This window comes from Tessaracoccus luoxuelianae (assembly GCF_054483915.1).
The window spans coordinates 1,577,318-1,598,370 of the sequence record NZ_CM137013.1; the positions used below are offsets into that span (position 1 = coordinate 1,577,318).

Here is a 21,053-nt window from a genome sequence, read left to right on the forward strand (position 1 = left end):
CCGTGACGACGACCCCCGCTGAGTACCCCGGCTCAACCCTCGGGCTTCCGGAGTCCGGCGCAGGGTCGCTGGCGTCGTGGCGGGCGCGGGTGGCGGCCATGATCGGGGACTGGGCGGCGAGCATGATCGTGGCGATCGGCCTCTTCGGGATGGATGTGATGACCGGCCACCAGGGGGAGTCGTTCCTGATCCTGGCCGTCTACTTCGTGGAGGCCAGCGTGCTGACCGCCCTGGCCGGCGGATCGTTCGGGCAGCTGATCGCGCGGATCGGGATCACGCGCCTGGACGGGCAGCCGCTCGGGTGGTGGCGCCCGGTGGCGCGGACCGCGATGAAGTGCATGGTGGTGCCTGCGATCGTGGTGGGGGCCGAGCGCCGGGCGCTCACGGACCTGCTGCTGGGCACCGTGGTGGTCAACCGCCGCTGATCCGCGGGTTCACCGTCGGCCCCACTCCCACGTCGGACGGCTGAGCAGTCCCTGGCCTTCGACCATCGTCTCCCCGAGATCCTTGCCGAGCTCCACCACCTCGAGGTGCTCAGCGGGGACGGCCTCGGTGAGCTGCTCCAACAGCGGCCGGGAGTGCGTCACCACCACGAGCTGCGCGTCGACGGCGGCGCGGGCGATCAGCCGGGCCAGGGGAGAGATCAGGCTGGGGTGGAGGCTGTTCTCCGGCTCGTTGATGGCCATCAGTGGCGGCCGGCTGGGTGCCAGGAGCGCCGCGAGCCACATCAGGTAGCGCAGGGTGCCGTCGGAGAGTTCGGCGCCCCGGAGGGGGCGCAGCATTCCGGGCTGCTGGAGGGTGAGGTCGAACACGCCGTCGCGCACCTCGATCCCCGCCCTGCTGCCGGGGAACGCGTCCTCGACCGACTCGTGCAGGGGCTCCTTCCCCCGCTCGATGATGGTCTGAAGCGCCGCGGCCACGTCCGAGCCGTCGGAGGCCAGCGCCCAGGTGCGGGTGCCGACGCGGGGCTGCCTGGCCGGGGCGTCGGCGTCGGTGCGGAGAGCGTCGTAGAAGCGCCAGGCGGCGAGGTCGTCGCGGAGTGGGCGCAGCTCGGGCACGTCCGCCAGCATCGACGCGTGGGTGGGGAGGTGGAAGGGCAACTCGGTCCAGGGGCCGTCGTCGCGGATCATGACCCCGGCCCGAAGGCGCTTGGCCACCATGGTGCCGGGCCGCATGACGGGCCCGGCCCAGGCCGATTCGCGCTTGATCTCGGGGTCGCGGTCGAAGGCCGACCGGCCGGGGACGGGCAGCCCGAGGTCGATGAGGTAGGACAGCGCGTCCGAGCCGATGCCGAGCCGCAGCGACACCGGCCCGGCGCGCCTGGTCCCCTCGACGGCGTGGCCCCGGCGCGCCCCCGCCAACGATTCGGGGCCCGCCCACAGCGCGGAGCTCAGCCCGCCTTCGCGGGCGAGCGAGCCGACGGCGTCCCCGAGGGCGCAGCCGGCGAGGAGCCGGAGTGCGCGGTAGAGGCTGGACTTCCCGGAGCCGTTGGCGCCGGTGACGACGGTGACCCGACCCAAGGGGACGATGAGGTCGCGCAGCGACCGGTATCCGGCGACGGCGAGGGTGCGATACATGCCCGCCACCCTAGGCGGCCCCTCCGACGCTTTTCCGGCCCGGGCGGAAGGGTCAGTCGGCCGTCTCGAGCCAGGCTTCCTCAAGGCGCTCGTGCCGGGCCTCCGCGTCGCGCAGTTCGGCGTCCAGGGCCGCCAACCGCGAGAAGTCCGTCCCGGCCTTGGCCATGTCCGCGTGCAGCCGTTCGATCAACGCCGCAGCCTTCTCCAACTGTCCCTCGATCCGGGCCAGGTCCTTCTTCTTCTGGCGCTCCGCCGCAGCGTCCGACGGCGACCCGGGCGTAGCCTGTCCGGCTGTCGGGGCGGGGGCCTTGGCCCTCGCGCGACGCTCCAGGTACTCCTCGACCCCACCCGGCAGCAGCGCGCACGATCCGTCGCCCAGCAGGGCGTAGGTGTAGTCGGTGATCCGCTCGAGGAAGTAGCGGTCGTGGCTGACCACGATCAGGGTGCCGGGCCAACTGTCGAGGTAGTCCTCGATGATGGTGAGGGTGTCGATGTCCAGGTCGTTGGTGGGCTCGTCGAGGATCATCACGTTGGGCTCGGTGAGAAGGAGACGGAGGAACTGCAGCCTGCGGCGCTCGCCACCGCTGAGGTCCCCGATCCGTGCCACCAGCTTGTCCCCGGTGAACCCGAACTCCTCCAGCAGCGACGACGCGGTGGCCTCGCGCCCGGTGGCGAGCTTCGTCTCCTCCTTGAGGCGCTTGACCGAATCGAGCACCCGGTCCGCGTCGTCCAGCTCACCGACCGTCTGCGACAGGAAGCCCAACCGCAGCGTCTTACCGCGCTTGACCTTGCCGCTGTCCGGCTCCCGGAACCCGGCGAGCAGATCCAGGAGCGTGGTCTTCCCCGCGCCGTTGACGCCCACCAGCCCGATCCGGTCTCCCGGCCCGATCGACCACGTGAGCTTGTCCAGCAGTGTCCGGTCCGGGATGGCGTAGGTGACGTTGATGAGGTCGAACACGTCCTTGCCCAGGCGCGTCACGGCGAATTGTTGCAGCGCAAGCTTGTCGCGCGGCTCGGGCTCGTCCGCGATGAGCACGTTGGCGGCCTCGATGCGGAACTTGGGCTTCGACGTCCGGGCCGGGGCACCGCGACGCAGCCAGGCGAGCTCCTTGCGGGCGAGGTTCTTGCGCCGCGACTCGTTGGCGGCCGACTGCCGCTGCCGCTCAACCCTCGCCAGCACGTAGGCCGCGTAGCCGCCGTCGTAGCCGTCGACCACGCCGTCGTGGACCTCCCAGATGCGCGTGCAGACCGCGTCCAGGAACCACCTGTCGTGGCTGACCACCAGCATGGACAGCCCGGACCTGGTGCGGGCCTGCAGGTGCGTGGCGAGGAACGCGATTGCCTCGACGTCGAGGTGGTTGGTGGGCTCGTCGAGCACGATGAGGTCGTGGTGGCCCAGCAGCACGGCCACCAGCCCCACCCGACGGCGCTCGCCGCCGGACAACGTGTCCAGCCGGCGGTCCAGCTCCATGTCCGCCAGCAGTGCCTCGACGACGGCGCGCTTCTCCGCGTTCGCCGCCCACACGTGATCCGGCTCCCCGTCGAGGATCCAGTCCCGCAGCGTCTGCGAGTCCTGCCCGACGGTGGCCTGGGTCAGCACACCGATGGAGGCGTTGCCGGTGACGGTGACACGCCCGGAGTCCGGCTCCAGGTCTCCGGTGAGGATGCGCAGCAGGGTGGTCTTGCCGTCGCCGTTGCGGCCCACCACGCCGATCACCTCACCGGCGCCGACACCGAGCGAGACGGAGTCCAGCAGGATGCGCGTCCCGAAGCCGTGGGTGACGGATTCGAGGTTGACCAGGTTCGCCACGCGTCAGCGGCCGCGCATGGCGGACCGGGCGCCCTTCGTCTGGATGGGGCCCTTCGGGATGGGGGCCTTGGGACGCATGGCGTCCAGAGCGCGGAGGCGCTGGTTGACCTCGGTGATCTTGGCGGGCGACAGCTTCTTGGGCAGCTTCTTGATCTGATCGGCGAGCTTGTCCAGCGGCACCTGGCCCGTGCCCTTGCCCATCTGGATGATGGTGACGTCCACGCCGTAGGCCACCTGTTCGTGCTTCTTCTTCTCGCTGGCCAGCAGCGGCTTCAGCCTGCCGGGCTCGCCCTCGCCGATGAGCACCAGCCCGCCGGGGCCGAGCGTGCGGTGCACGGCGTCGAGGCTCCGGGTCGCGGTGATGACCGGGGTGGAGATCCACTGCTTGGGCAGCATCTGCAGCGCCACCTCGGCGGAGCCGGCCTGGCCCTCGAAGCGACGGTAGACGGCCTTGCGGGCCCGCCACGTGAAGATCGACAGCGCCCCGAGCATGCCGGCGGAGACGCCCACGATGCCCCAGATGAGGGGGGCGTTGAGCACGAAGCCGAGGATGAGCAGCGCCGCCCAGGGCACCACGAAGCCGGCCAGCATCAGCCACGGCAGAACCTTGTCGTACTTGACCGTGACCTTGTAGGTCTCGCGGAGCTGCTTCCACCAGCCCCAGTCCTTGGGGTCTGTGGAGTTCTTCTTGGCCGCCTTGGCGGCCTTCAGCTCGGCCTTCTGCTTTTCAGCTAGCGCCTTGGCTCTCTCGCTGGCCATCTGTGTCTCCGTCTCAGCCGATTGTGATGCGCGCGTCCATCGCCGTCCGGTACAGGCGTCCCGCCCTGTACGAGGAGCGGACCAGAGGACCAGACAGCACGCCAGAATATCCGATCCCGCGCGCCTCCTCGGCCAGGTCCTCGAACTCCTCCGGCGTGACCCAGCGGTCGATCGGGTGGAGCGTGGCGTTGGGGCGCAGATATTGGGTGATGGTGATCAGTTCGGCGCCTGCGTCGTGCAGGTCCTGCAGCGCCTGGCTGATCTCCTCGCGGGTCTCGCCCATGCCCAGGATGAGGTTGGACTTGGTGACCAGGCCTGCCTCCCGCGACATAGTCAGCACCCGCAGCGAGCGGTCGTAGCGGAAGCCCGGACGGATGCGCTTGAAGATCCGCGGCACCGTCTCGACGTTGTGCGCGAACACCTCGGGGCGGGCGTCGAACAGCTGCCCGAGCAGCTCGGCGCGCCCGGAGAAGTCCGGCGCCAGCATCTCGACGCCGACCCCCGGGTTGAGCGCATGGATCTGGCGGATGGTCTCCGCGTACAGCCAGGCCCCCTCGTCGGGGAGGTCGTCGCGGCACACCCCGGTGACGGTGGCGTAGCGAAGGCCCATCTTCTTCACCGACGCGGCCACCCGCAGGGGCTCCGACGGGTCGTAGCTCTCGGGCTTGGCGGACTCGATCTGGCAGAAGTCGCAGCGGCGGGTGCACTGATCCCCGCCGATGAGGAACGTGGATTCGCGATCCTCCCAACATTCGTAGATGTTGGGGCAGCCGGCCTCCTGGCACACGGTGTGGAGGTCACCGTCGCGCACGATCTTCTGCAGGTCCGTGTAGTTGGGGCCCATCTTCGCGGTGGTGCGGATCCAACTCGGCTTGCGCTCAATCGGGGTCTCGGCGTTTCTCGACTCCACGCGGAGGAGTCGACGTCCATCGGGCTGCACTGCGGTCACCCGCACAGCCTACCCGCTGCCGCCGGGAGGGCCCCGGCCGTGGCGCTAGCCTGAGCGGGTGCTCACGCGCCCCGCCACTTCGACCCGCCCGGTGACCGCCGGTGTCGCGGCCCTGGTGGTCGCCGGCGTCGCCTGGGGCACCTCCGGCACGCTCGGCACCCTCCTGCGCGGCACCTCCGGGCTGGGATTCCTGGCCGTCGCCGGCTACCGGATCCTCGTCGGCGGGCTGCTGCTCATGCTCGCGGTGGCGCTGACCGGCCGCGTGCGGTGGCCGCGCCGTCGCTCCGGGTGGAGGCGGGTGGCGGCGATGGCCGCGTGCTCGGCGGTGTACCAGTTCGGCTTCTTCAGCGCGGTGGGGTTGCTGGGCGTGTCCATCGCCACGCTGGTCACCGTCGGCTCGGCGCCCGTGATGGTGCTGGTGGTGGACCTCGCGACGGGCCGGCAGCGGCTCACGCGGCCGCTGGCGCTGGCGTTGGGTTTCACCGCCGTCGGCCTGGCCCTGTTCATGGGTGCGCCGCCGCACGGGGTGCAGGTGGCCGATGCGCTCTGGGGGGCGGGGCTGGCCCTGCTGGCCGGGGCGGCGTTCGCGGTCATCAGCCTGCTGGGCGCCCGTCCGGTGCCGGACTACCACGACGCCACCGGGTCGGCGCTGGCGTTCCTCCTCGGCGGACTGGTGGTGCTCGGCGTGGCCACCGCCGCCGGCCAGGGCGTCTGGTTCGCTCCGACGCCCGCGAGCGTTGCACTTGTGGTGGCTCTCGGCCTCATCCCCTCTGCCATCGCCTATCTCGCCTACCTGCGCGGGCTTCGCACTCAGAGCTCGACGACGGGGGTGATGGTGGCGCTGCTGGAGCCGCTCACCGGGGCCGCGCTGGCGTTCCTCGTACTGGGGGAGCGCCTCAGTGCCGCCGGGCTCGTCGGCGCGGCGCTGCTGCTGGCGGCGGTGGTGCTGTCGTCGCGACGGGCGGCCGCGCCTCCGCACGCCGTCGAGTGATCAGCCGAGGATCGGGTCCAGGGCCCGTGTCAGGGGGGTGCGCAGATCGTCGGCCACGCCCTTGACGCTCCACTGGCCGGGCAGCTCCTCGACGATCGACGTCACCCCCGCGTCGGCGATGCCGCAGGCGATGATGTTGCTGAAACGCTCGGCCGAGCTCAGCACGTTGAGCGCAAAGCCGTGCATCGTGGTGCGCCTGGCCACGCGCACGCCGATGGCGCAGATCTTGCGCTCAGGCCGATCCCCGTCGGCGGGCAGCCACACCCCGGTGCGGCCCTCGACCCGGCCGCTGGTCAGCCCGTAGCCGGTGAGCAGTTCGATGACGGCCGCCTCCAGGGCGCGCACGTAGTCCACCACGCCGACGCCCTCCCGCAGCTGCACGATCGGGTAGCCGACGAGCTGGCCGGGGCCGTGATAGGTGATGAGCCCGCCGCGATCCACGTCGATGACCGGGGTGCCGTCCTGCGGGCGCTGCTCGGCGGTGGTGCGGCGGCCGGCGGTGTAGACGGGGGAGTGCTCGACGTAGAGGACCTGGCCGGGGGCGCCGCCCGCGACCGCGGCGTGCAGGGCGCGCTGCCGGTCCCAGGTCTCCTGGTAGTCGGCCAGGGACTCGCCCAGGCCGCGATCGTCGAACGTGAACATGGGCCCGATGCTAACCGCTCAGAACAGGGCGGCGGTGAGCGAGACCAGGGGCGGGGCCAGCAGCAGCGCGGGCAGCAGGTCGCCGACGGGGATCTGCTTGAGGTTGAGCAGCCGGAGCCCGAGCGCGAGCAGCACCACGCCGCCGGTGGCGGTCAGCGCGTCCACCTGCGCGGTGCTCAGCACGTCGCCGGCGAAGTAGCCGACGGCGGTCAGCGACCCCTGGATGAGCGCCACCGCCCCGGCCGAGGCGAGCACTCCCCAGCCCAGCGTAGAGGCGAACGCCATGGCCGCGAAGCCGTCCAGCACGGACTTGACGAGCAGCTGGTCCGCGCCGCGACCCAGCCCGTCGGACAGCGAGCCCAGGATGGCGAGGGGACCCACGCAGAACAGGAGCGTGGAGGTGACCATGGCGTCGACGAACCGCGCCGCGTCCCCGGAGGCGGTGAAGCGCCCCCGCAGCCAGGCGGCGCCCTGCTCGAGGCGGTCCTCGACCCGCAGCCAGGACCCCAGCAGAGCCCCGACGAGCAGCGACGCGAGCACGATCAGCATCGCCGCGCCGTCGACCTCGTGCCGCAGCGCCTCCGATCCCATGGCCACCACAGACAGTCCGCCGAGCACCAGGGTGACCAGGCCGAGCACGGAGGTGACGGTGTCCTTGGTCTTCTCGGGGATCCGGTTGCCCAGGGCTATCCCGAGGAGGGCGCCGACCACCACGGTGATGACGTTGACGACAGTCCCGACCCCGATGAACACGCCTGTCATCCAATCAGATCCGGCGTTCCCGCCCTACGCGGGGGTCGATCCGTGCCAGTCTGGGGGAGGGCTGTCCACCAGCCACGGACGAGTTGTTCAAACTTTGTTTAACGTTTAGGCTGTGGGCACCGGCGGGAGAAGGAGGGGACCGTGCGCCGATTCCTGCACGAACCGCGCGCCTTCCTGACCGCCGCCCTGGTCAACCCCGTCGAGCGGATCCGCACGGAGACGCCTGCCGTGCGCCGCCGTCGCCGGATCGTGGTGGGGGTCACGGTTGTCCTGGGCGCCGTCGCCCTGGGTCTGGCGCTCTCCATCGAACCCGGCGCGCCCGAGTTCTACGCCGCGACACTCGGCGTCGCGGCGCTCTGGATCCTCGGGGCGTTCGTCTCCGGCCCCCTCTACCTCGGGGAGGGGCGCACCCGCGACGGTGGCCGCAGCAGGGGTGCGCTGCAGGGCTTCCTGCTGGGGCTCATACTGCTCGCCGTCTTCCTCGCCGGCGCCCTCGTCGTCAACCGGATCCCCGTCCTCTCGGCCCCCGTCGAGGACCTGCTGGACTACGCCCGCTACGGGTCGCTGTGGCTCGTGGCGCTCGTCACGGCCGTCAACGGGGTGGCCGAGGAGTTGTTCTTCCGGGGCGCTGTCTACGCGTCGCTGGACCGACGGTTCAACGCCGTCGGCTCCACCGCCCTGTATGCCGCGTCCACGCTGTTCACGGGGGTCCCGCTGCTCACCTTCGCCGCGGTCTGCCTCGGCCTGCTCACCGCCGCCCAACGCAGGGTCACAGGCGGGGTCCTCGGGCCGATCGCCTCCCACCTGACCTGGTCACTGGGCATGCTGATCCTGCTCCCACCGTTGTTGTCCCTTGGAGGCTGACATGTCCACCCGCACCGCACTCGTCACAGGCGCCACCGGCCACGTCGGCGCCCGGCTCGTCCCCGCGCTCCTGGACGCCGGGTGGCGGGTCCGGGTGCTGTCGCGCAACCCCGGGAAGCTCGCGCCCGCCTGGCGTGACCGGGTCGAGGTCACCGCCGGAGACGCCACCCGCACCTCCGACGTGCTCCGGGCGCTGGACGGGGTGGAGGTGGCCTACTACATGCTGCACTCGATGGACGGTCGCGGGGACTACCGGCGGCGTGACCGCGAGCTCGCCGAGACCTTCGCCGCCGCCGCACTGGCCTCCGGGGTGGAGCGGATCGTCTACCTCAGCGGACTGCACCCGGAGGGGAAGCTCTCGGAACACATGGCCTCCCGGGTGGAGGTGGGTGAGATCCTGCTCGGCTCAGGGGTGCCGACGGCGGTCCTCCAGGCCGGCGTGGTGCTGGGGGAGGGGTCGGCGTCCTTCGACATGCTGCGCCACCTCTCCGAGCGGCTTCCCGTGGCGGTGGGGCCCAAGTGGCTGCGCAACCGCATCCAGCCCATCGCCGTCGACGACGTCATCCACTACCTCGTCCGCGCCGCCGACCTCCAGCCAGACGTCAACCGCGCCATCGACGTCGGGATGGAGGAGGTGCTCACCTATGTGGAGATGATGCACCGCTACGCCACGGCCACCGGGCTGCAGCCGCCGTTCGTGGTCACGCTCCCCGTCCTCACGCCCCGCCTCGCCTCGCTGTGGGTGGGTCTGGTGACCCCCGTGGACTCCGCGATCGCCAGGCCGCTGGTGGGCAGCCTCATCCACGACGCCGTCAAGAGCGACGACGACGCCGCGGGCCTGCTCGGGGACCCCCCGGGTGGGCTGACCGGGTTCGACGACGCCGTCCGGAAGGCCACCGCGGAGGTGGATCCGGCGCGTCCCCGCCGCACCTACGCGCGCCTCGGGGTCGCATTGCTCGCTCTGGCCCTCGTGGTCGCTGCCGCGAGTAGCCTGATCCGACGTAGGAATGGAGGCCGTTGAATGCACGACCATTACAGGGCTGGAAGCGTGACCACGACCGAGGCGTTCGACCGCGGCGCAGGGCACTACGACCTCATGGTGGCCCTCAATCCCGGGTACCACCGCGAGCTCAGGCGCGCCGCCACGGCGCTGGTCGAGCGGGTGGGCGGGGATGCCCGGCTGCGGCTGATCGACCTCGCCTGCGGCTCCGGTGCCTCGACGGCGGCGCTGGTGGGTGCCGCCCCCGAGGGCACGGAGATCCTCGGCCTCGACGCGTCCTCGGGGATGCTAGCCGAGGCCGGGCGCAAGCAGTGGCCCGGCGGGGTCAGCTTCGAGCAGGCCGTGGCCGGCACGCTGGACCTCGACGCCGTCGGCGGTGACCGGGACGGCATCCTGACCTGCTACCTCTTCCGCAACGTGCCGCCCATGACGCGTGACCGCGCCGTGACGGAGGTGTTCCAGCTGCTGCGCCCCGGGGGCTGGCTCGTCGTCCAGGAGTACTCGGTGGCCGGCGACGACCGGGCCAGGCGCGTCTGGGACGCGGTGTGCCGGGCCGTCATCATCCCGCTGGGCACCGTCGTGGACCGCGACGTGGACCTCTACCGCTACCTGTGGCGCAGCGTCCGCGACTTCGACTCCGTCGACCGCTTCGCGCACCGGCTCACCAGGGCCGGGTTCGTCGACATCGCGCACCGCACCGCCTCCGGATGGCAGCGCGGCATCCTCCACACGTTCGTCGCCCGCAAGCCCGAGGAGCATGCATGAGCACCACCACCTACCCCGGCCGCGACAAGCGGGCCGTCCGACATCCGGGCCCGCTGGGAGTGTCGCGGGTGGGGGAGCCGAAGTCGGTCGCGGTCGTCGGCGGAGGGATCGCAGGCCTGGCCGCCGCCGCCGGGCTGGCCGAGCGCGGGGTGCAGGTCACGCTCATCGAATCCTCGGACCGCCTCGGTGGGCGGGTGGCGGCATGGCCGCTGGACGACGGCCGCACCATGAGCCGCGGATTCCACGCGTTCTTCCGGCAGTACTACAACCTGCGCGGGCTGCTGCGGCGCATCGATCCGCAGCTGAACTCGCTCGTGCCGATCGAGGACTACCCGCTGCAGCGCCCGGACGGGATGCGGGACTCCTTCACCGGGCTGGCCACCACGCCGCCCTTCTCCGTGATGCAGTTCGTGTGGCGCAGTCCCGCGTTCAGCGCGCGCACGCTGGCCAAGGTCAACGTGCCCGCGGCCATGGAACTGCTCCGGGTGAAGTTCCCCGAGACCTACTCCGCCTACGACGGCGAGTCCGCCGCGGATTTCCTGGACAGGTTGCGCTTCCCGGAGGCGGCCCGCGACCTGGCCCTGGAGGTGTTTGCCCGGTCGTTCTTCGCCGACCCGTCGCAGTTCGGCGCCGGGGAACTGGTGGCCATGTTCCACACCTACTTCATGGGATCGGCCGAGGGCCTGCTCTTCGACGTGCCCGTCGACGACTACGACACCGCCCTGTGGGCGCCCCTCGGCCGCTACCTCGCGGGTCGCGGGGTGGACATCAGGGTCGGCCAGCATGTTGAGGCGATCGGCATCGGGCAGGGCGCCACCACTGTGGTGATCGACGGGGAGGCGAGCACCTACGACGCCGTCGTCCTCGCCACGGACCCACGCACCAGCCGGGAGCTGATCTCGGACCTGGCCGGCAGCAGTTGGGGGGCGTGGCAGCGACGCGTCGCGGGCACGGTCAACGCGCCGCCGTTCGTGGTGGTCCGGCTGTGGCTGGACACCCCGGTGGACGCGTCGCGCCCGGCGTTCGTCGGCACCTCCGGCTACGGGCCGCTGGACAACGTCTCGGTGCTGGAGCGCTTCGAGAAGGGCGCCGCGGACTGGGCGACGGAGCACCGCGGCTCCGTCGTCGAGCTGCACGCCTACGCCGCGGACCCGGCGGTGGCGTCTGATCCGGGCGCGGCTGAGGGGGTCGCGGCGAGGCTGGAGGAGGAACTGCACCGGATCTTCCCGGAGACGGCCGCGGCCGGCGTTCTGGAGCGCGAGGTGCTGGTGCGCGACGACTGCACGCTCATCGGGCCGGGCAGGTGGGCGGACCGCCCAGGTGTGAGGACGCCGTCGCCGCGGCTGGTGCTGGCGGGCGACTGGGTCCGCTGCCAGTACCCGGTGGCACTGATGGAGCGGGCGGCCACGACAGGCTTCCTGGCGGCCAACGCCCTCCTCGAGGGGTGGGGCGCGGCCGGCCACGACCTGTGGACGGTGCCGATGGAGGGGCTGCTGGGCCGCTGGCCCCGCCGCTGACCCACCCTTGGACGAGCCGCACCATCCCGCTGGTTGAGCCGGGCCGAGCCGCACCTTCCCGCTGGTTGAGCCGGGCCGAGCCGCACCTTCCCGCTGGTTGAGCCGGGCCAAGCCGCCCCCTCCGCTGGTTGAGCCGGGCCAAGCTGCACCTTCCCGCTGGTTGAGCCGGGCAAAGCCGCGGAGCGGCGCAGCCCGCGTCGAAACCGACGCAACTCTCCAGCAAGTCCCTGCACCGGGTGCGGTGGGTTCGACGCAGCAGCGGGCGCTTCGCGCCGCGGCTGGGTCAACCAGCGGGATAGTGGCGACCCCTCCCGACGCTGGTTGAGCAGGCCGAACGCGCTCGCCCGTTTGGTTGAGCGGACCGAGCTGCACCCTTCCCGCTGGTTGAGCCGGGCAAAGCCGCGTAGCGGCGCAGCCCGCGTCGACTTGGGTTGAGCCGGGCAAAGCCGCTTAGCGGCGCAGCCCGCGTCGAAACCCGACGCAACCCTCCAGCAAGACCCCAGCACCGGGTCAACGGTGACCCGGCAGCGGTCCGGCAGCCTCTCGGCACCGTCAGTCGGAATCGAGACGTGCGCGCGCCCCATCCGAGATCTCACACGGCTGAGTCTGGCGACCCTTGCGAGCCAAGCCGGGCAAGTCGCCGTACCGACCTTCAACCAGCGCGATCCGCTTCTCCCTGCCCCAGCCTTGAATCTTCTTCTCGACGTTGAACGCCTCATCGATTCGCTCGAACTCCTGGGCCCAGACGAGGCGCACGGGCCGCCGACGGCTGGTGTACGTGGCGCCACGACCCGACATGTGTTGCGTGACCCGTTCGCCGAGGTCCCAGGTCGACCCCACGTAGAAGCTGCCGTCGGAGCATTCGAGCATGTAGGTGAATGGCATGCCCCCATCGTGGCCGCGACACAACGTCAGGCAAGGGCAATGCGCCCACCTGTGGATAACTTGTGAGTCCATGCGCAGGTTTCGACACGCGTCGCGCCGCTTCGCGGCTTGGCGCGGCTCAACCAGCGGGGAAGGGTCCGAAGGATCAGTGCGCGGCGGCGAAGCTGACCGACGGCATCGCTCCCACGACCGCCCTCACCGCGACACTCAACTTTTCCCTGTTCGGCACCCGGATCCGGCCGGAGAACACGTCGTAGTCGGCGTCCTCGATCCGGTCCAGGATCCGGCTGTAGAGGACCAGCGCGGTCCCGACGCAGCGCTTGGAGGCCGGCGGCAACATGTCGAGCCCCCGGACCCCTTCGGCGTACAGCTCCCGGTTCCGGGCCACCTGCTCGGCCATCATCGCCCGCCACTGCGGCGTGACGCGGCGGAGCCACGGATCCGCGCCGTGCCTGGCCAGATCCTCCTGAGGCAGGTAGACACGCCCGCGGTCCAGGTCCTCGTTGATGTCGCGCAGGAAGTTGGTGAGTTGGAACGCCTGCCCCAGCGCCCGCGCCGGCCCCATCGCCTCCGGGGTGAGGGGCTCGAGCACCGGCAGCATCATCTCCCCGATCACCGCGGCCGAGCCCTCCATGTACCCGTCGCGCAGGTCCTCCCACGTTTCCCACGTGTCCTGGGTGAAGTCTGAGGCCATTGCGTCGAAGAACCGTTCGAAGCACTCCGGATCGGTTCCCCGCCGGTTGATGCTCTCGACGATGGCCGCCATCACCGGCTGCTCGGCAGTTCCGCGGGCCAGGGAGTCGAAGAACGTGGCGCGGAACGCTGCGAGCCGCTCCTGGGGGGTCCCGTCGCGCGGCACCGCGGCGTCGTCAGCCTGCACCTTGTCCGGCTCGTCGACGATGTCATCGGCCAGCCGGCACAGCGCGTAGACGCTGTACACGTCCTTGCGCTGGGACTTCGGCAGCAGCAGCGCACCCCAGTAGTAGGTGGTGCCGTACTCCCGGGTGAGCTCGGCGCACCGCCGGTAGCCGGCGTCCAGGGATGCGTTCACCGCCCCATCTCCGCGACCCTCTTCGCCGCCAGCTTCCCTGACACCAGCACCATCGGGATGCCGACGCCCGGGGTGGTGCCGGACCCGGCGAACACCAGGCCCGGGACGCGACGATCCACGTTCTTCGGGCGGAACGGGCCGGTCTGGGGGAAGGTGTGGGCCAGCGCGAACGGGGTGCCCGCCGCCATGCCCTGGCGCTCCCAGTCCACCGGGGTGACGAGCTCCTCGGTGACGATGTCGGTGGGGTAGCCCATCGTCTCGAGCGAGCCGAGCATCCGCTCCCGCAGGCGGGGTCCCTCGACGTCCCAGTCCAGGCGCCCCACCTTGAGGTTGGGCACGGGCTCCAGGTAGTAGAGGACGTGGCACCCCTCGGGAGCTGCAGCCGGGTCGTCGATCGACGGCACGGACAGGAACCGCGACGGGTCCGTCATTGCCGTCCCGCCGTCGAGCAACTCCCGGAAGGATTCGTCCCACGCCTTGCCGAAGTAGATGTTGTGGTGCCCCACGCCGTCGGGCAGCGTGCCGCGGACGCCCACGTGCCACACCAGCGCGCTGGGGGAGTACCGGCCGTTGCGTGCCACCCGAGGCGCACGCACGTCGGGTAGTAGGCGCTCGTAGGCGACGGGGAGATCCACCGTCACCACGACGGCGTCGGCCGCCAGGACCTCGCCGCCCGGAAGGCGCACACCTGCCGCTGAGCCGTCGGCGCGCCGCTCCACCCGCTCCACGGGGGTGGAGTAGCGGAACTCGACGCCAGCGTCTGCGGCCGCCGCAGCCATGGCGCGCGGGACGGCGTGCATGCCGCCCTCCGGGAAGAAGACGCCCTCGATGGAGTCCATGTAGGTGATCACGGCGTAGAGCGCCAGCGCCTGGGCGGGTGCCAGGCCCGCGTACATGGCCTGGAAGCTGAACATCCGATGGAGGCGCTCGTCGTCGAACCGTCGAGCGACGGCCGGGCCCAGCCGGCCGAACCCGCCCAGCCGGATCAGCTCAAGCGCGGCCATCGGAGACCGGAACAGGCTCAGGGGGGAGTTGAAGTTGGCGTCGATGAAATGCGGGAGCTCCACATCGTTGAGCCGCTTGAGCCACACCACGAACTTGTCGAACGCGGCCGCGTCCTTCGCGCCGCTGTGCGCGGCGATCTCGGCGCGCATGGCCTCGTGGCCGGCGCGCACGAGCAGGGTGGAGCCGTCGGCGAAGTGCGCGTGGTAGGCGGGATCGAGTTGCTTGAGGGTGACGTAGTCCGGCACCCGCTTCCCGACGGCGCTGAACGCCTCCTGGAGCAGGGAGACCATGGTGAAGACCTTGGGACCGGTGTCGAACGTGAAGCCGTCCTTCTCCAGCAGGCCGTTGCGGCCGCCGGGAATGGCCTCGCGCTCCAGCACGGTGACGCGGTAGCCGTCGCCGGCCAGGTGCATCGCGGCGGCCAGGCCGGAGAGCCCCGCGCCCACCACGGCCACGTGGCGCTGCGCGCCGGACTTCCCCGGGATCCGTCGTGCGCGGCTCATGACTGCCTCCAGGCGAGCGAGCCGGCGGCTTCGCGGAGACCGGCTACGCCGGCCGCCACGAGTGGGGGCATCTCCAGGCAGGCCAGCCCGTCGTCGACGGCCGCGGCGATCATTGCTTCGAGCTCGTCGGCCACGCCCGCGGCGCGGATGGCGTCGGCGAGACGGTCGACGTCCTCGCGTGCCAGGTCGGGGGCGCCGAGGCGGCTGAGGAGGTGGGCGTCGGGGCCGCTGAGGCGGTCCTCGGCGAGGGAGAGGAGCACGGTTGCCTTCGCTTCCAGGAGGTCGTCCCCGGCGGGTTTGCCGGTGATGTCTGGGTCTCCCCAGACACCGAGGTATTCGTCGCGGAGCGCGAACGCGCGGCCGAGATGGTCGCCGCACTCCATGAGGGTGGCGACGACGGCGGGATTGGCGCCGGCGGCGGTGGCCCCGATCTGGAGGGGCCTGGCCACGGTGTAGCGGCCGGTCTTGGCGCGGGCGATGTGCTCGGCATGGGCACGGTCGCGGCGGGCCGCTGCGGCGCCGGTGAGGTCCGCGCGCTGCCCGGCGATGAGCTCGACCGACAGCGCGTACCAGACCTCGCGCAGGGGCTGTGGGAGGCCGTCGACGAGTCTGTCGGAGATGGTGTGGGCCAGGTCGCCCAGGAGGATCGCCATGTTGCGGCCGAAGACCTCCGCGTCGCCGGAGGCACCGGCCGCGCGGTGCCATCCCGCCGAGGCCACGTGGGCCGACGGGCGCCCGCGGCGGGAGTCCGATTCGTCCATCACGTCGTCGTGGATGAGCGCGAAGAGATGCAGGGTCTCGAGGGCGGAGGCGGAGCGGATGAGGTTGCGGTACCCGGAGGAGCCGTGGGTCCCGCCGGTGGCGATGAAACCCCAGTAGGCCAGGGCCACGCGCAGCCGCTTGCCGTGGCCCACCAGCAGGCCGCCGAGCCAGCGTGGCAGGTCCGCCTCGAGCACGTCGAGGCCGAGGTCTCCGGCGTAGCTCTGCCACTCGACGGTGAGGGTGTTGACCTCCGCGGCGAGGAGGGCGTCGACGTCCGCGATGGCCGCGCCGACGTCGATGGTGGGCGGCGCGGGCCGCCACACGGCGTCGGGGTGCGCCGAGGCGATCTGGGGTACCTGCAGGGCGGCCCAGGGGCTGTAGACGTGAGGTGTCGCGGTGATGGCCGCGGACAGGTTCTCCCAGGGCACCCAGGCCCACTCGGAGACCTCGTCGGGGTTGGCGATGGGCTGCTCGTCGGGCACGAAGGCCGCGAAGACGGGGCAGATCTCGTTCTCCACGATCCCCGAGGCGTCGACGGCGCGGTAGCGGAAGTCCGGAAGGAGGCTGACGAGGGGGCCGACGTTGAGGCCCAGCTCCTCGCGGATCCGGCGCCGGGCCGCGTCCTCGAGGGACTCGCCGGGCTTGGGGTGCCCGCAGCACGAGTTCGTCCACACGCCCGGCCAGGTCTTCTTGGCCAGGGCGCGGCGGGTGACGAGCACCTCGCCATGGGCGTTGAACACGTAGGTGGAGAAGGCCAGGTGGAGCGGCGTGGTGGTGGAGTGCACCTGCATGCGGTCGGCGCGGCCGATGGGCATGCCGTCCTCGTCGAGCAGGACCACGTCGTCGCGCTGGGCCGTGCGGCCTCGCGGTCTGGATGAGCTCGTGTCAGCGATCATGAGTGTCCAATGTTTGTTCAATCTTTCGCACGACGATAGCGAAAACGGCACCCGGATGCAACGCATTGCAGAAGGTTTGTTCAACCTTTGGTACGGTGTGCATCAGACTGGCCTGGAGGGACGTGCGAATGTACACAGTCAAGCAGGTGGCCGCGCTCACTGGAGTGGCTGAGGCCACCTTGAGGGTGTGGGAACGCCGTTACGACGTGGTGCGCCCATCGCGCACGCCCGGCGGGTACCGGCTCTACGACGACTCACAGGTGGGGGCGCTCCGGGAGATGGCCTCGCTCGTCGAGGCGGGCGTGCCGGCATCGCGGGCGGCTGAGGCGGTGCGAGGGCTGCCGGGCGCCGGGGACTCCCCGGTTTCGGGCCGTCCGGGACCCGAGGCGTTCGTCGCGGCCGCGGCGTCGCTGGAGCCGGCTCAACTCGACGACGTGCTGCGGCGCGCGTTCGCCAGCGGACCGTTCGAGGAGGTGGCCGACGGCTGGATCCTGCCGCAGCTGGCCCGGATCGGGGACGCCTGGGAGAGCGGCGAGCTGTCCGTGGCGCAGGAACACTTCGCCAGCGCCGGCCTGATGCGGGCGATCTCGGCCGAGTTCGACGCCGCGCCGGCCGTCACTGGCGGCCCGACGGTGCTCGTCGGGCTCCCCGCTGGGGACCGGCACCAGTTGGCGCTGCTCACGTTCGCCACCTGCCTGCGTCGTCGCGGCGTCAACGTGGTCTACCTGGGCTCCGACATCCCGGTGGAGGAGTGGGTCCGGGCGGCCGACGGTCGCCGCGCGCGGGCCGCGGTGATCGGGGTGACCTCGGAGCGCTCCGTCGAGCCCGCGCAGGCGGTGGTGAATCAGCTGGCCGCGGTGTCGCCGCCTCTGTCGGTGTGGGTGGGCGGGTCCCACCGGACCTCCGTCTCCGGGGTGCACCAGCTGCCCGACGCGGTGGCCGAGGCGGCATCGATCCTCCACATCAGCCTCGCGGCCGGACGCATCTGACCTTCCGACTGCAACGAGAAGGGGCGCCACCCCGCAGGATGGCGCCCCTTCGTCGTTGATCGGTGGTGGCTCAGAGGCCGAACTCGCCCCCGAAGTCGCCCTCTTCGAGGCGCGACTTGACGGTGGAGAGGAACCTGGCCGCGACCGCGCCGTCGATGAGACGGTGGTCGTAGCTGAGTGACAGGTACATCATGTGCCGCACCGAGATGGACTCGTTGCCGAAGCGGTCCTCGACCACGACCGGGCGCTTCACGAGCGCGCCGGTGCCGAGGATGGCCGCCTGCGGCTGGTTGATGATGGGCGTGTCGAACAGGGTGCCCGCCGAGCCGTAGTTGGTGATGGTGAACGTGCCACCCGACAGCTCGTCCGGGGTGACCTTGCTGGCGCGCGTGCGGGCCGCGAGGTCCGCGATCTTCTTCGCCAGGCCGGTGAGGTTGAGGTCTCCCGCGTCCTTGATGACGGGCACGAGGAGGCCCTTCTCGGTGTCCACCGCGAGCCCGATGTGCTCGCCGTCGGCGTAGGTGACGGTGCCGGCCTCCGTGTCGATGGTGGCGTTGACGATCGGGTACTGCTTGAGGGCCTCGACGGCGGCCATCGTGATGAACGGAAGGTAGGACAGCGATGCGCCCTCGCGCTTCTTGAAATCGTCCTTGACCTGGGTCCGGATGTGGCTGACGGCCGTGACGTCCACCTCGACGGTGGCGGTGAGCTGGGCCGAGACCTGGAGCGACTCCACCATCCGCGCCGCGATCGTCTTGCGCAGCCGCGACAGCTTCTCCGTGGTGCCGCGCACCTGAGCGGTGGGCGCCGAGGCCTTCGGGGCGGCGGCTGCCGGAGCGGGGGCGGCCTTCGCCGCCTCGGCCGCGGCCTTGGCTGCCTCAGCCGCCTCGATCACGTCCTGCTTGCGGATGCGGCCACCGACGCCGGTGCCCTTGACGCTGGACAGCTCCACGCCGTGTTCCTTCGCGAGCTTGCGCACCAGCGGCGTGACGTAGGTGCCGTCGGCTGATGCCTCTTCGGCGCGCCGTGCGACGGCGGCCTCGACGGCGGGTGAGTGCTCCTGCTTCGGAGCCGCCGGAGCGGGCTCGGTCTTCGGCGCCGGAGCGGGCTCAGCCTTGGCCGCTGGTTCGGCCTTGGGTGCGGGCTTGGGCTCGGGCTTCGCTGCGGGCGCAGGCTTGGGCTCGGGCTTCGGCTCCGGGGCGGCGGTGGCTTCGCCGACGATCGCCAGGACGGCGCCCACCTCGGCCACATCGTCTTCCTTGAAGCGGATCTCCAGCAGGGTCCCGGCGACGGGGCTGGGAATCTCGGTGTCCACCTTGTCCGTGCTGACCTCGAGGAGCGGCTCGTCGGCCTCGACGGTCTCGCCCACTTCCTTCAACCACCGCGACACCGTGCCTTCGGTGACCGACTCGCCCAGTGCGGGAAGGGTCACCTCGACGCCGGCGGACGAAGCTGCGGCCGACGGCTCGCTGGCAGGAGCGGCAGGTGCTTCCTCAGCTTCCTGCGCCTCGACGGGCTCCTCCTCGGCGCTCTCCTCGGCTGGCTCAGGCTCCGGCTCAGGTTCGGCCTCGGGGGCTTCCTCGGCGGGGGCGGCGGGGGCCTCACCCGCGTCGTCGGCGTCACCGACGACGCAGAGGACTGCACCCACCTCCGCGACGTCGTCCTCCTGGAAGCGGATCTCGAGCAGGGTGCCCGCGATGGGGCTGGGGATCTCAGTGTCGACCTTGTCGGTGGAGACCTCGAGCAGTGGTTCGTCGACTTCGACGGTGTCTCCGACTGCCTTCAACCAGCGGGAAATGGTGCCTTCCGTGACGGATTCGCCCAGCGCCGGGAGAGTTACTTCGGTTGACATGTGAGATGGCTCCTTTGCATACCGCGATTTGCCCCCAGCCTATATGCGATTCAGGCGTGCATGTGCAGTGCCCGGCCGGCCAACGCCCAGTTCGCTTCGGCGATCGCCTCGCTGAGGGTCGGGTGCGGGTGCACGATGCCGGCGAGGTCCTCGGGAGTGGCGTTCCAGCCCACCAGGAGGCTTCCTTCGGCGATCAGCTCGGCCACGTCCTCGCCCACCGCGTGCATGCCGACGATGGCGCCGCCCGATCGTCGCACCAACCGCACCACCCCGGTCTCGCGCTCCCCGGGCGCACGCAGGATCTGGGCGCGGCCGTTGCCGGTGAGGTGGTAGTCGACGACGTCGGCCTCGGGCCCGGCCTCCGCCGCGGTGAGGCCCACCGAGGCCAGCTGGGGGCTGGAGTAGGTGATGCGGGGAATGTCGGTGTCGCGGGGCAGCGCCGGCCGTTCGTGGTGCCTGCCCTGCAGGTGCGCGATCCGCTCCGCCAGGAAGATCCCGTGCGCGTAGCCGCGGTGCGCCAGTTGCGGCCCCGCCACCACGTCTCCCGCCGCGAACACGCCCTTGACGCGGGTCTGGAGGTGCTCGTCGACGACGAGGTGCCCGCCCGGGCCGATCTCCACGCCCGACTCGGCCAGCCCCATGCCGTCGGTGGCGGGGCGCCTCCCCACAGCCACCAGGAGCAGCTCCGTGTGGAGGGTCTCGCCTCCGATCCGCACCGCCACCCCGTCGTCGGTGGCCTCGGCCGAGTCGACGGCGACGCCCAGCCGCAGGTCCACCCCGCGACCCTTGAGGGCACGGGCCAGGATCCGCGAATGCCCCGGCTCCTCGGCGGGCAGCAGCCGGTCCATGGCCTCGACGAGGGTCACCGCGACCCCCAGGTCCGCCCACAGCGACGCGAACTCCACCCCGATCACGCCACCGCCGAGCACGACGGCCCGCTCGGGGAGGGACTCCAGGCGGAGCGCGTGGTCGCTGGTGAGAATGCGCACCCCGTCGACCGCGAGGCCGAGCGTCACGGGCGCGGCCCCCGTCGCCACGACGACGGCGCGGGCACGGTGCACGATGGCGCCGGTCTCGATGCCCAGCCCACGCTCGTCGACCGTCAGCGTGCCGCGCTCGCGGATGACGGTGATGCCGCGCTGGGAGATCAGCGACTCCAGGCCGCGGTGCAGGCCGTCGACGACGCCGTCGGCGTAGCGCCGAATCCCTCCGGCGTCCGTTTCGCCGAGGGTCGCCGCGATCCCGAACGACGGCGCCTTCGCCACCGTCCGCCGGACCTTGGCCGCCTGCAGCCATGCCTTGGTGGGGATACAGCCGCGGTGGAGGCAGGTGCCGCCGAGGGCGGTGTCGTCGACGAGGGCCACCCGCAGCCCGAGCTGGGCGGCGCGCAGGGCGCAGGCGTAGCCGGCTGAGCCGGCGCCGAGGATGGCCACGTCAAAGGGGTCGCTCATGCGGCCCAGTCTTCCATGGCGCC

Annotated in this window: 19 protein-coding genes and 1 pseudogene; 7 read left to right on the top strand and 13 right to left on the bottom strand. The window is 71.5% G+C overall.

The annotated features are described in order from the left end of the window. Nucleotides 1-2 precede the first annotated feature (2 nt). Nucleotides 3-425 carry an RDD family protein gene (locus tag ACX1D1_RS06985; protein WP_459056425.1) on the top strand — a complete coding sequence of 141 codons (423 nt, stop codon included), beginning with the start codon at nt 3-5 and terminating at the stop codon, nt 423-425. Between the two features lie 9 nt (nt 426-434). On the opposite strand, the gene ACX1D1_RS06990 is transcribed toward ACX1D1_RS06985, so the two are convergent. From ACX1D1_RS06990 to ACX1D1_RS07005, 4 genes are read right to left on the bottom strand one after another with little or no spacing between them, the layout of a single operon-like run. After that, entirely contained in the window at nt 435-1,577 is a 1,143-nt protein-coding gene (locus ACX1D1_RS06990; RefSeq protein ID WP_459056426.1) for an AAA family ATPase, read from the bottom strand. 52 nt (nt 1,578-1,629) lie between these two features. Then, entirely contained in the window at nt 1,630-3,387 is a 1,758-nt protein-coding gene (locus tag ACX1D1_RS06995; protein ID WP_182800101.1) for an ABC-F family ATP-binding cassette domain-containing protein, read from the bottom strand. 3 nt (nt 3,388-3,390) lie between these two features. Continuing rightward, complete coding sequence (locus tag ACX1D1_RS07000) at nt 3,391-4,146, bottom strand: DUF4191 domain-containing protein (RefSeq protein WP_459056427.1); 756 nt, start codon at nt 4,144-4,146, stop codon at nt 3,391-3,393. A gap of 13 nt (nt 4,147-4,159) precedes the next feature. After that, entirely contained in the window at nt 4,160-5,095 is a 936-nt protein-coding gene (locus ACX1D1_RS07005) for a lipoyl synthase (RefSeq protein WP_182782442.1), read from the bottom strand. A gap of 58 nt (nt 5,096-5,153) precedes the next feature. On the opposite strand from ACX1D1_RS07005, the gene ACX1D1_RS07010 reads away from it, so the two are divergent. Next, nucleotides 5,154-6,086 (top strand): DMT family transporter, encoded by a 933-nt coding sequence (locus tag ACX1D1_RS07010; RefSeq protein ID WP_459056428.1) that lies wholly within the window; start codon nt 5,154-5,156, stop codon nt 6,084-6,086. On the opposite strand, the gene lipB is transcribed toward ACX1D1_RS07010, so the two are convergent. Then, nucleotides 6,087-6,728 carry a lipoyl(octanoyl) transferase LipB gene (gene lipB / locus ACX1D1_RS07015; RefSeq protein WP_182782444.1) on the bottom strand — a complete coding sequence of 214 codons (642 nt, stop codon included), beginning with the start codon at nt 6,726-6,728 and terminating at the stop codon, nt 6,087-6,089. An 18-nt stretch (nt 6,729-6,746) separates the two neighbouring features. Continuing rightward, nucleotides 6,747-7,481, bottom strand: coding sequence for a DUF554 domain-containing protein (locus ACX1D1_RS07020; RefSeq protein WP_459056429.1), 735 nt, complete (start codon nt 7,479-7,481; stop codon nt 6,747-6,749). Between the two features lie 150 nt (nt 7,482-7,631). Here ACX1D1_RS07020 and ACX1D1_RS07025 point away from each other — a divergent pair, with 150 nt between their 5' ends. From ACX1D1_RS07025 to ACX1D1_RS07040, 4 genes are read left to right on the top strand one after another with little or no spacing between them, the layout of a single operon-like run. Beyond that, nucleotides 7,632-8,354: a CPBP family intramembrane glutamic endopeptidase gene (locus ACX1D1_RS07025; RefSeq protein ID WP_182800097.1), complete on the top strand. Its 723-nt coding sequence runs from the start codon at nt 7,632-7,634 to the stop codon at nt 8,352-8,354. Between the two features lies 1 nt (nt 8,355). Then, complete coding sequence (locus ACX1D1_RS07030; RefSeq protein WP_459056430.1) at nt 8,356-9,375, top strand: NAD(P)H-binding protein; 1,020 nt, start codon at nt 8,356-8,358, stop codon at nt 9,373-9,375. A gap of 27 nt (nt 9,376-9,402) precedes the next feature. Then, entirely contained in the window at nt 9,403-10,119 is a 717-nt protein-coding gene (locus ACX1D1_RS07035) for a class I SAM-dependent methyltransferase (RefSeq protein ID WP_459056431.1), read from the top strand. Further along, nucleotides 10,116-11,636: an FAD-dependent oxidoreductase gene (locus ACX1D1_RS07040; protein WP_182782449.1), complete on the top strand. Its 1,521-nt coding sequence runs from the start codon at nt 10,116-10,118 to the stop codon at nt 11,634-11,636. The genes ACX1D1_RS07035 and ACX1D1_RS07040 overlap by 4 nt, the downstream gene beginning before the upstream one ends. Nucleotides 11,637-12,188: 552 nt before the next feature. On the opposite strand, the gene ACX1D1_RS07045 is transcribed toward ACX1D1_RS07040, so the two are convergent. The 5 genes and pseudogenes from ACX1D1_RS07045 to idi all read right to left on the bottom strand — a co-directional run. After that, nucleotides 12,189-12,521: a GIY-YIG nuclease family protein gene (locus ACX1D1_RS07045; RefSeq protein ID WP_459056433.1), complete on the bottom strand. Its 333-nt coding sequence runs from the start codon at nt 12,519-12,521 to the stop codon at nt 12,189-12,191. A gap of 145 nt (nt 12,522-12,666) precedes the next feature. After that, a complete protein-coding gene (locus ACX1D1_RS07050; protein ID WP_459056435.1) occupies nt 12,667-13,572 on the bottom strand; it encodes a phytoene/squalene synthase family protein in 906 nt (301 codons plus the stop codon). Further along, nucleotides 13,569-15,080 carry a phytoene desaturase family protein gene (gene crtI, locus ACX1D1_RS07055; protein ID WP_459056436.1) on the bottom strand — a complete coding sequence of 504 codons (1,512 nt, stop codon included), beginning with the start codon at nt 15,078-15,080 and terminating at the stop codon, nt 13,569-13,571. The genes ACX1D1_RS07050 and crtI overlap by 4 nt, the downstream gene beginning before the upstream one ends. Then, a complete protein-coding gene (locus tag ACX1D1_RS07060; protein WP_370585720.1) occupies nt 15,077-16,165 on the bottom strand; it encodes a polyprenyl synthetase family protein in 1,089 nt (362 codons plus the stop codon). The genes crtI and ACX1D1_RS07060 overlap by 4 nt, the downstream gene beginning before the upstream one ends. A gap of 30 nt (nt 16,166-16,195) precedes the next feature. Further along, nucleotides 16,196-16,738 (bottom strand): annotated as a pseudogene (gene idi / locus ACX1D1_RS07065) (isopentenyl-diphosphate Delta-isomerase); the annotation flags it as partial. A 128-nt stretch (nt 16,739-16,866) separates the two neighbouring features. Here idi and ACX1D1_RS07070 point away from each other — a divergent pair. Further along, nucleotides 16,867-17,727 carry a MerR family transcriptional regulator gene (locus ACX1D1_RS07070; protein WP_459056437.1) on the top strand — a complete coding sequence of 287 codons (861 nt, stop codon included), beginning with the start codon at nt 16,867-16,869 and terminating at the stop codon, nt 17,725-17,727. Between the two features lie 70 nt (nt 17,728-17,797). On the opposite strand, the gene sucB is transcribed toward ACX1D1_RS07070, so the two are convergent. Both sucB and ACX1D1_RS07080 read right to left on the bottom strand, forming a co-directional pair. Further along, nucleotides 17,798-19,579: a 2-oxoglutarate dehydrogenase, E2 component, dihydrolipoamide succinyltransferase gene (sucB, locus tag ACX1D1_RS07075; RefSeq protein WP_459056439.1), complete on the bottom strand. Its 1,782-nt coding sequence runs from the start codon at nt 19,577-19,579 to the stop codon at nt 17,798-17,800. A gap of 50 nt (nt 19,580-19,629) precedes the next feature. Next, entirely contained in the window at nt 19,630-21,030 is a 1,401-nt protein-coding gene (locus tag ACX1D1_RS07080; protein WP_459056441.1) for an FAD-dependent oxidoreductase, read from the bottom strand. Nucleotides 21,031-21,053 lie beyond the last annotated feature (23 nt).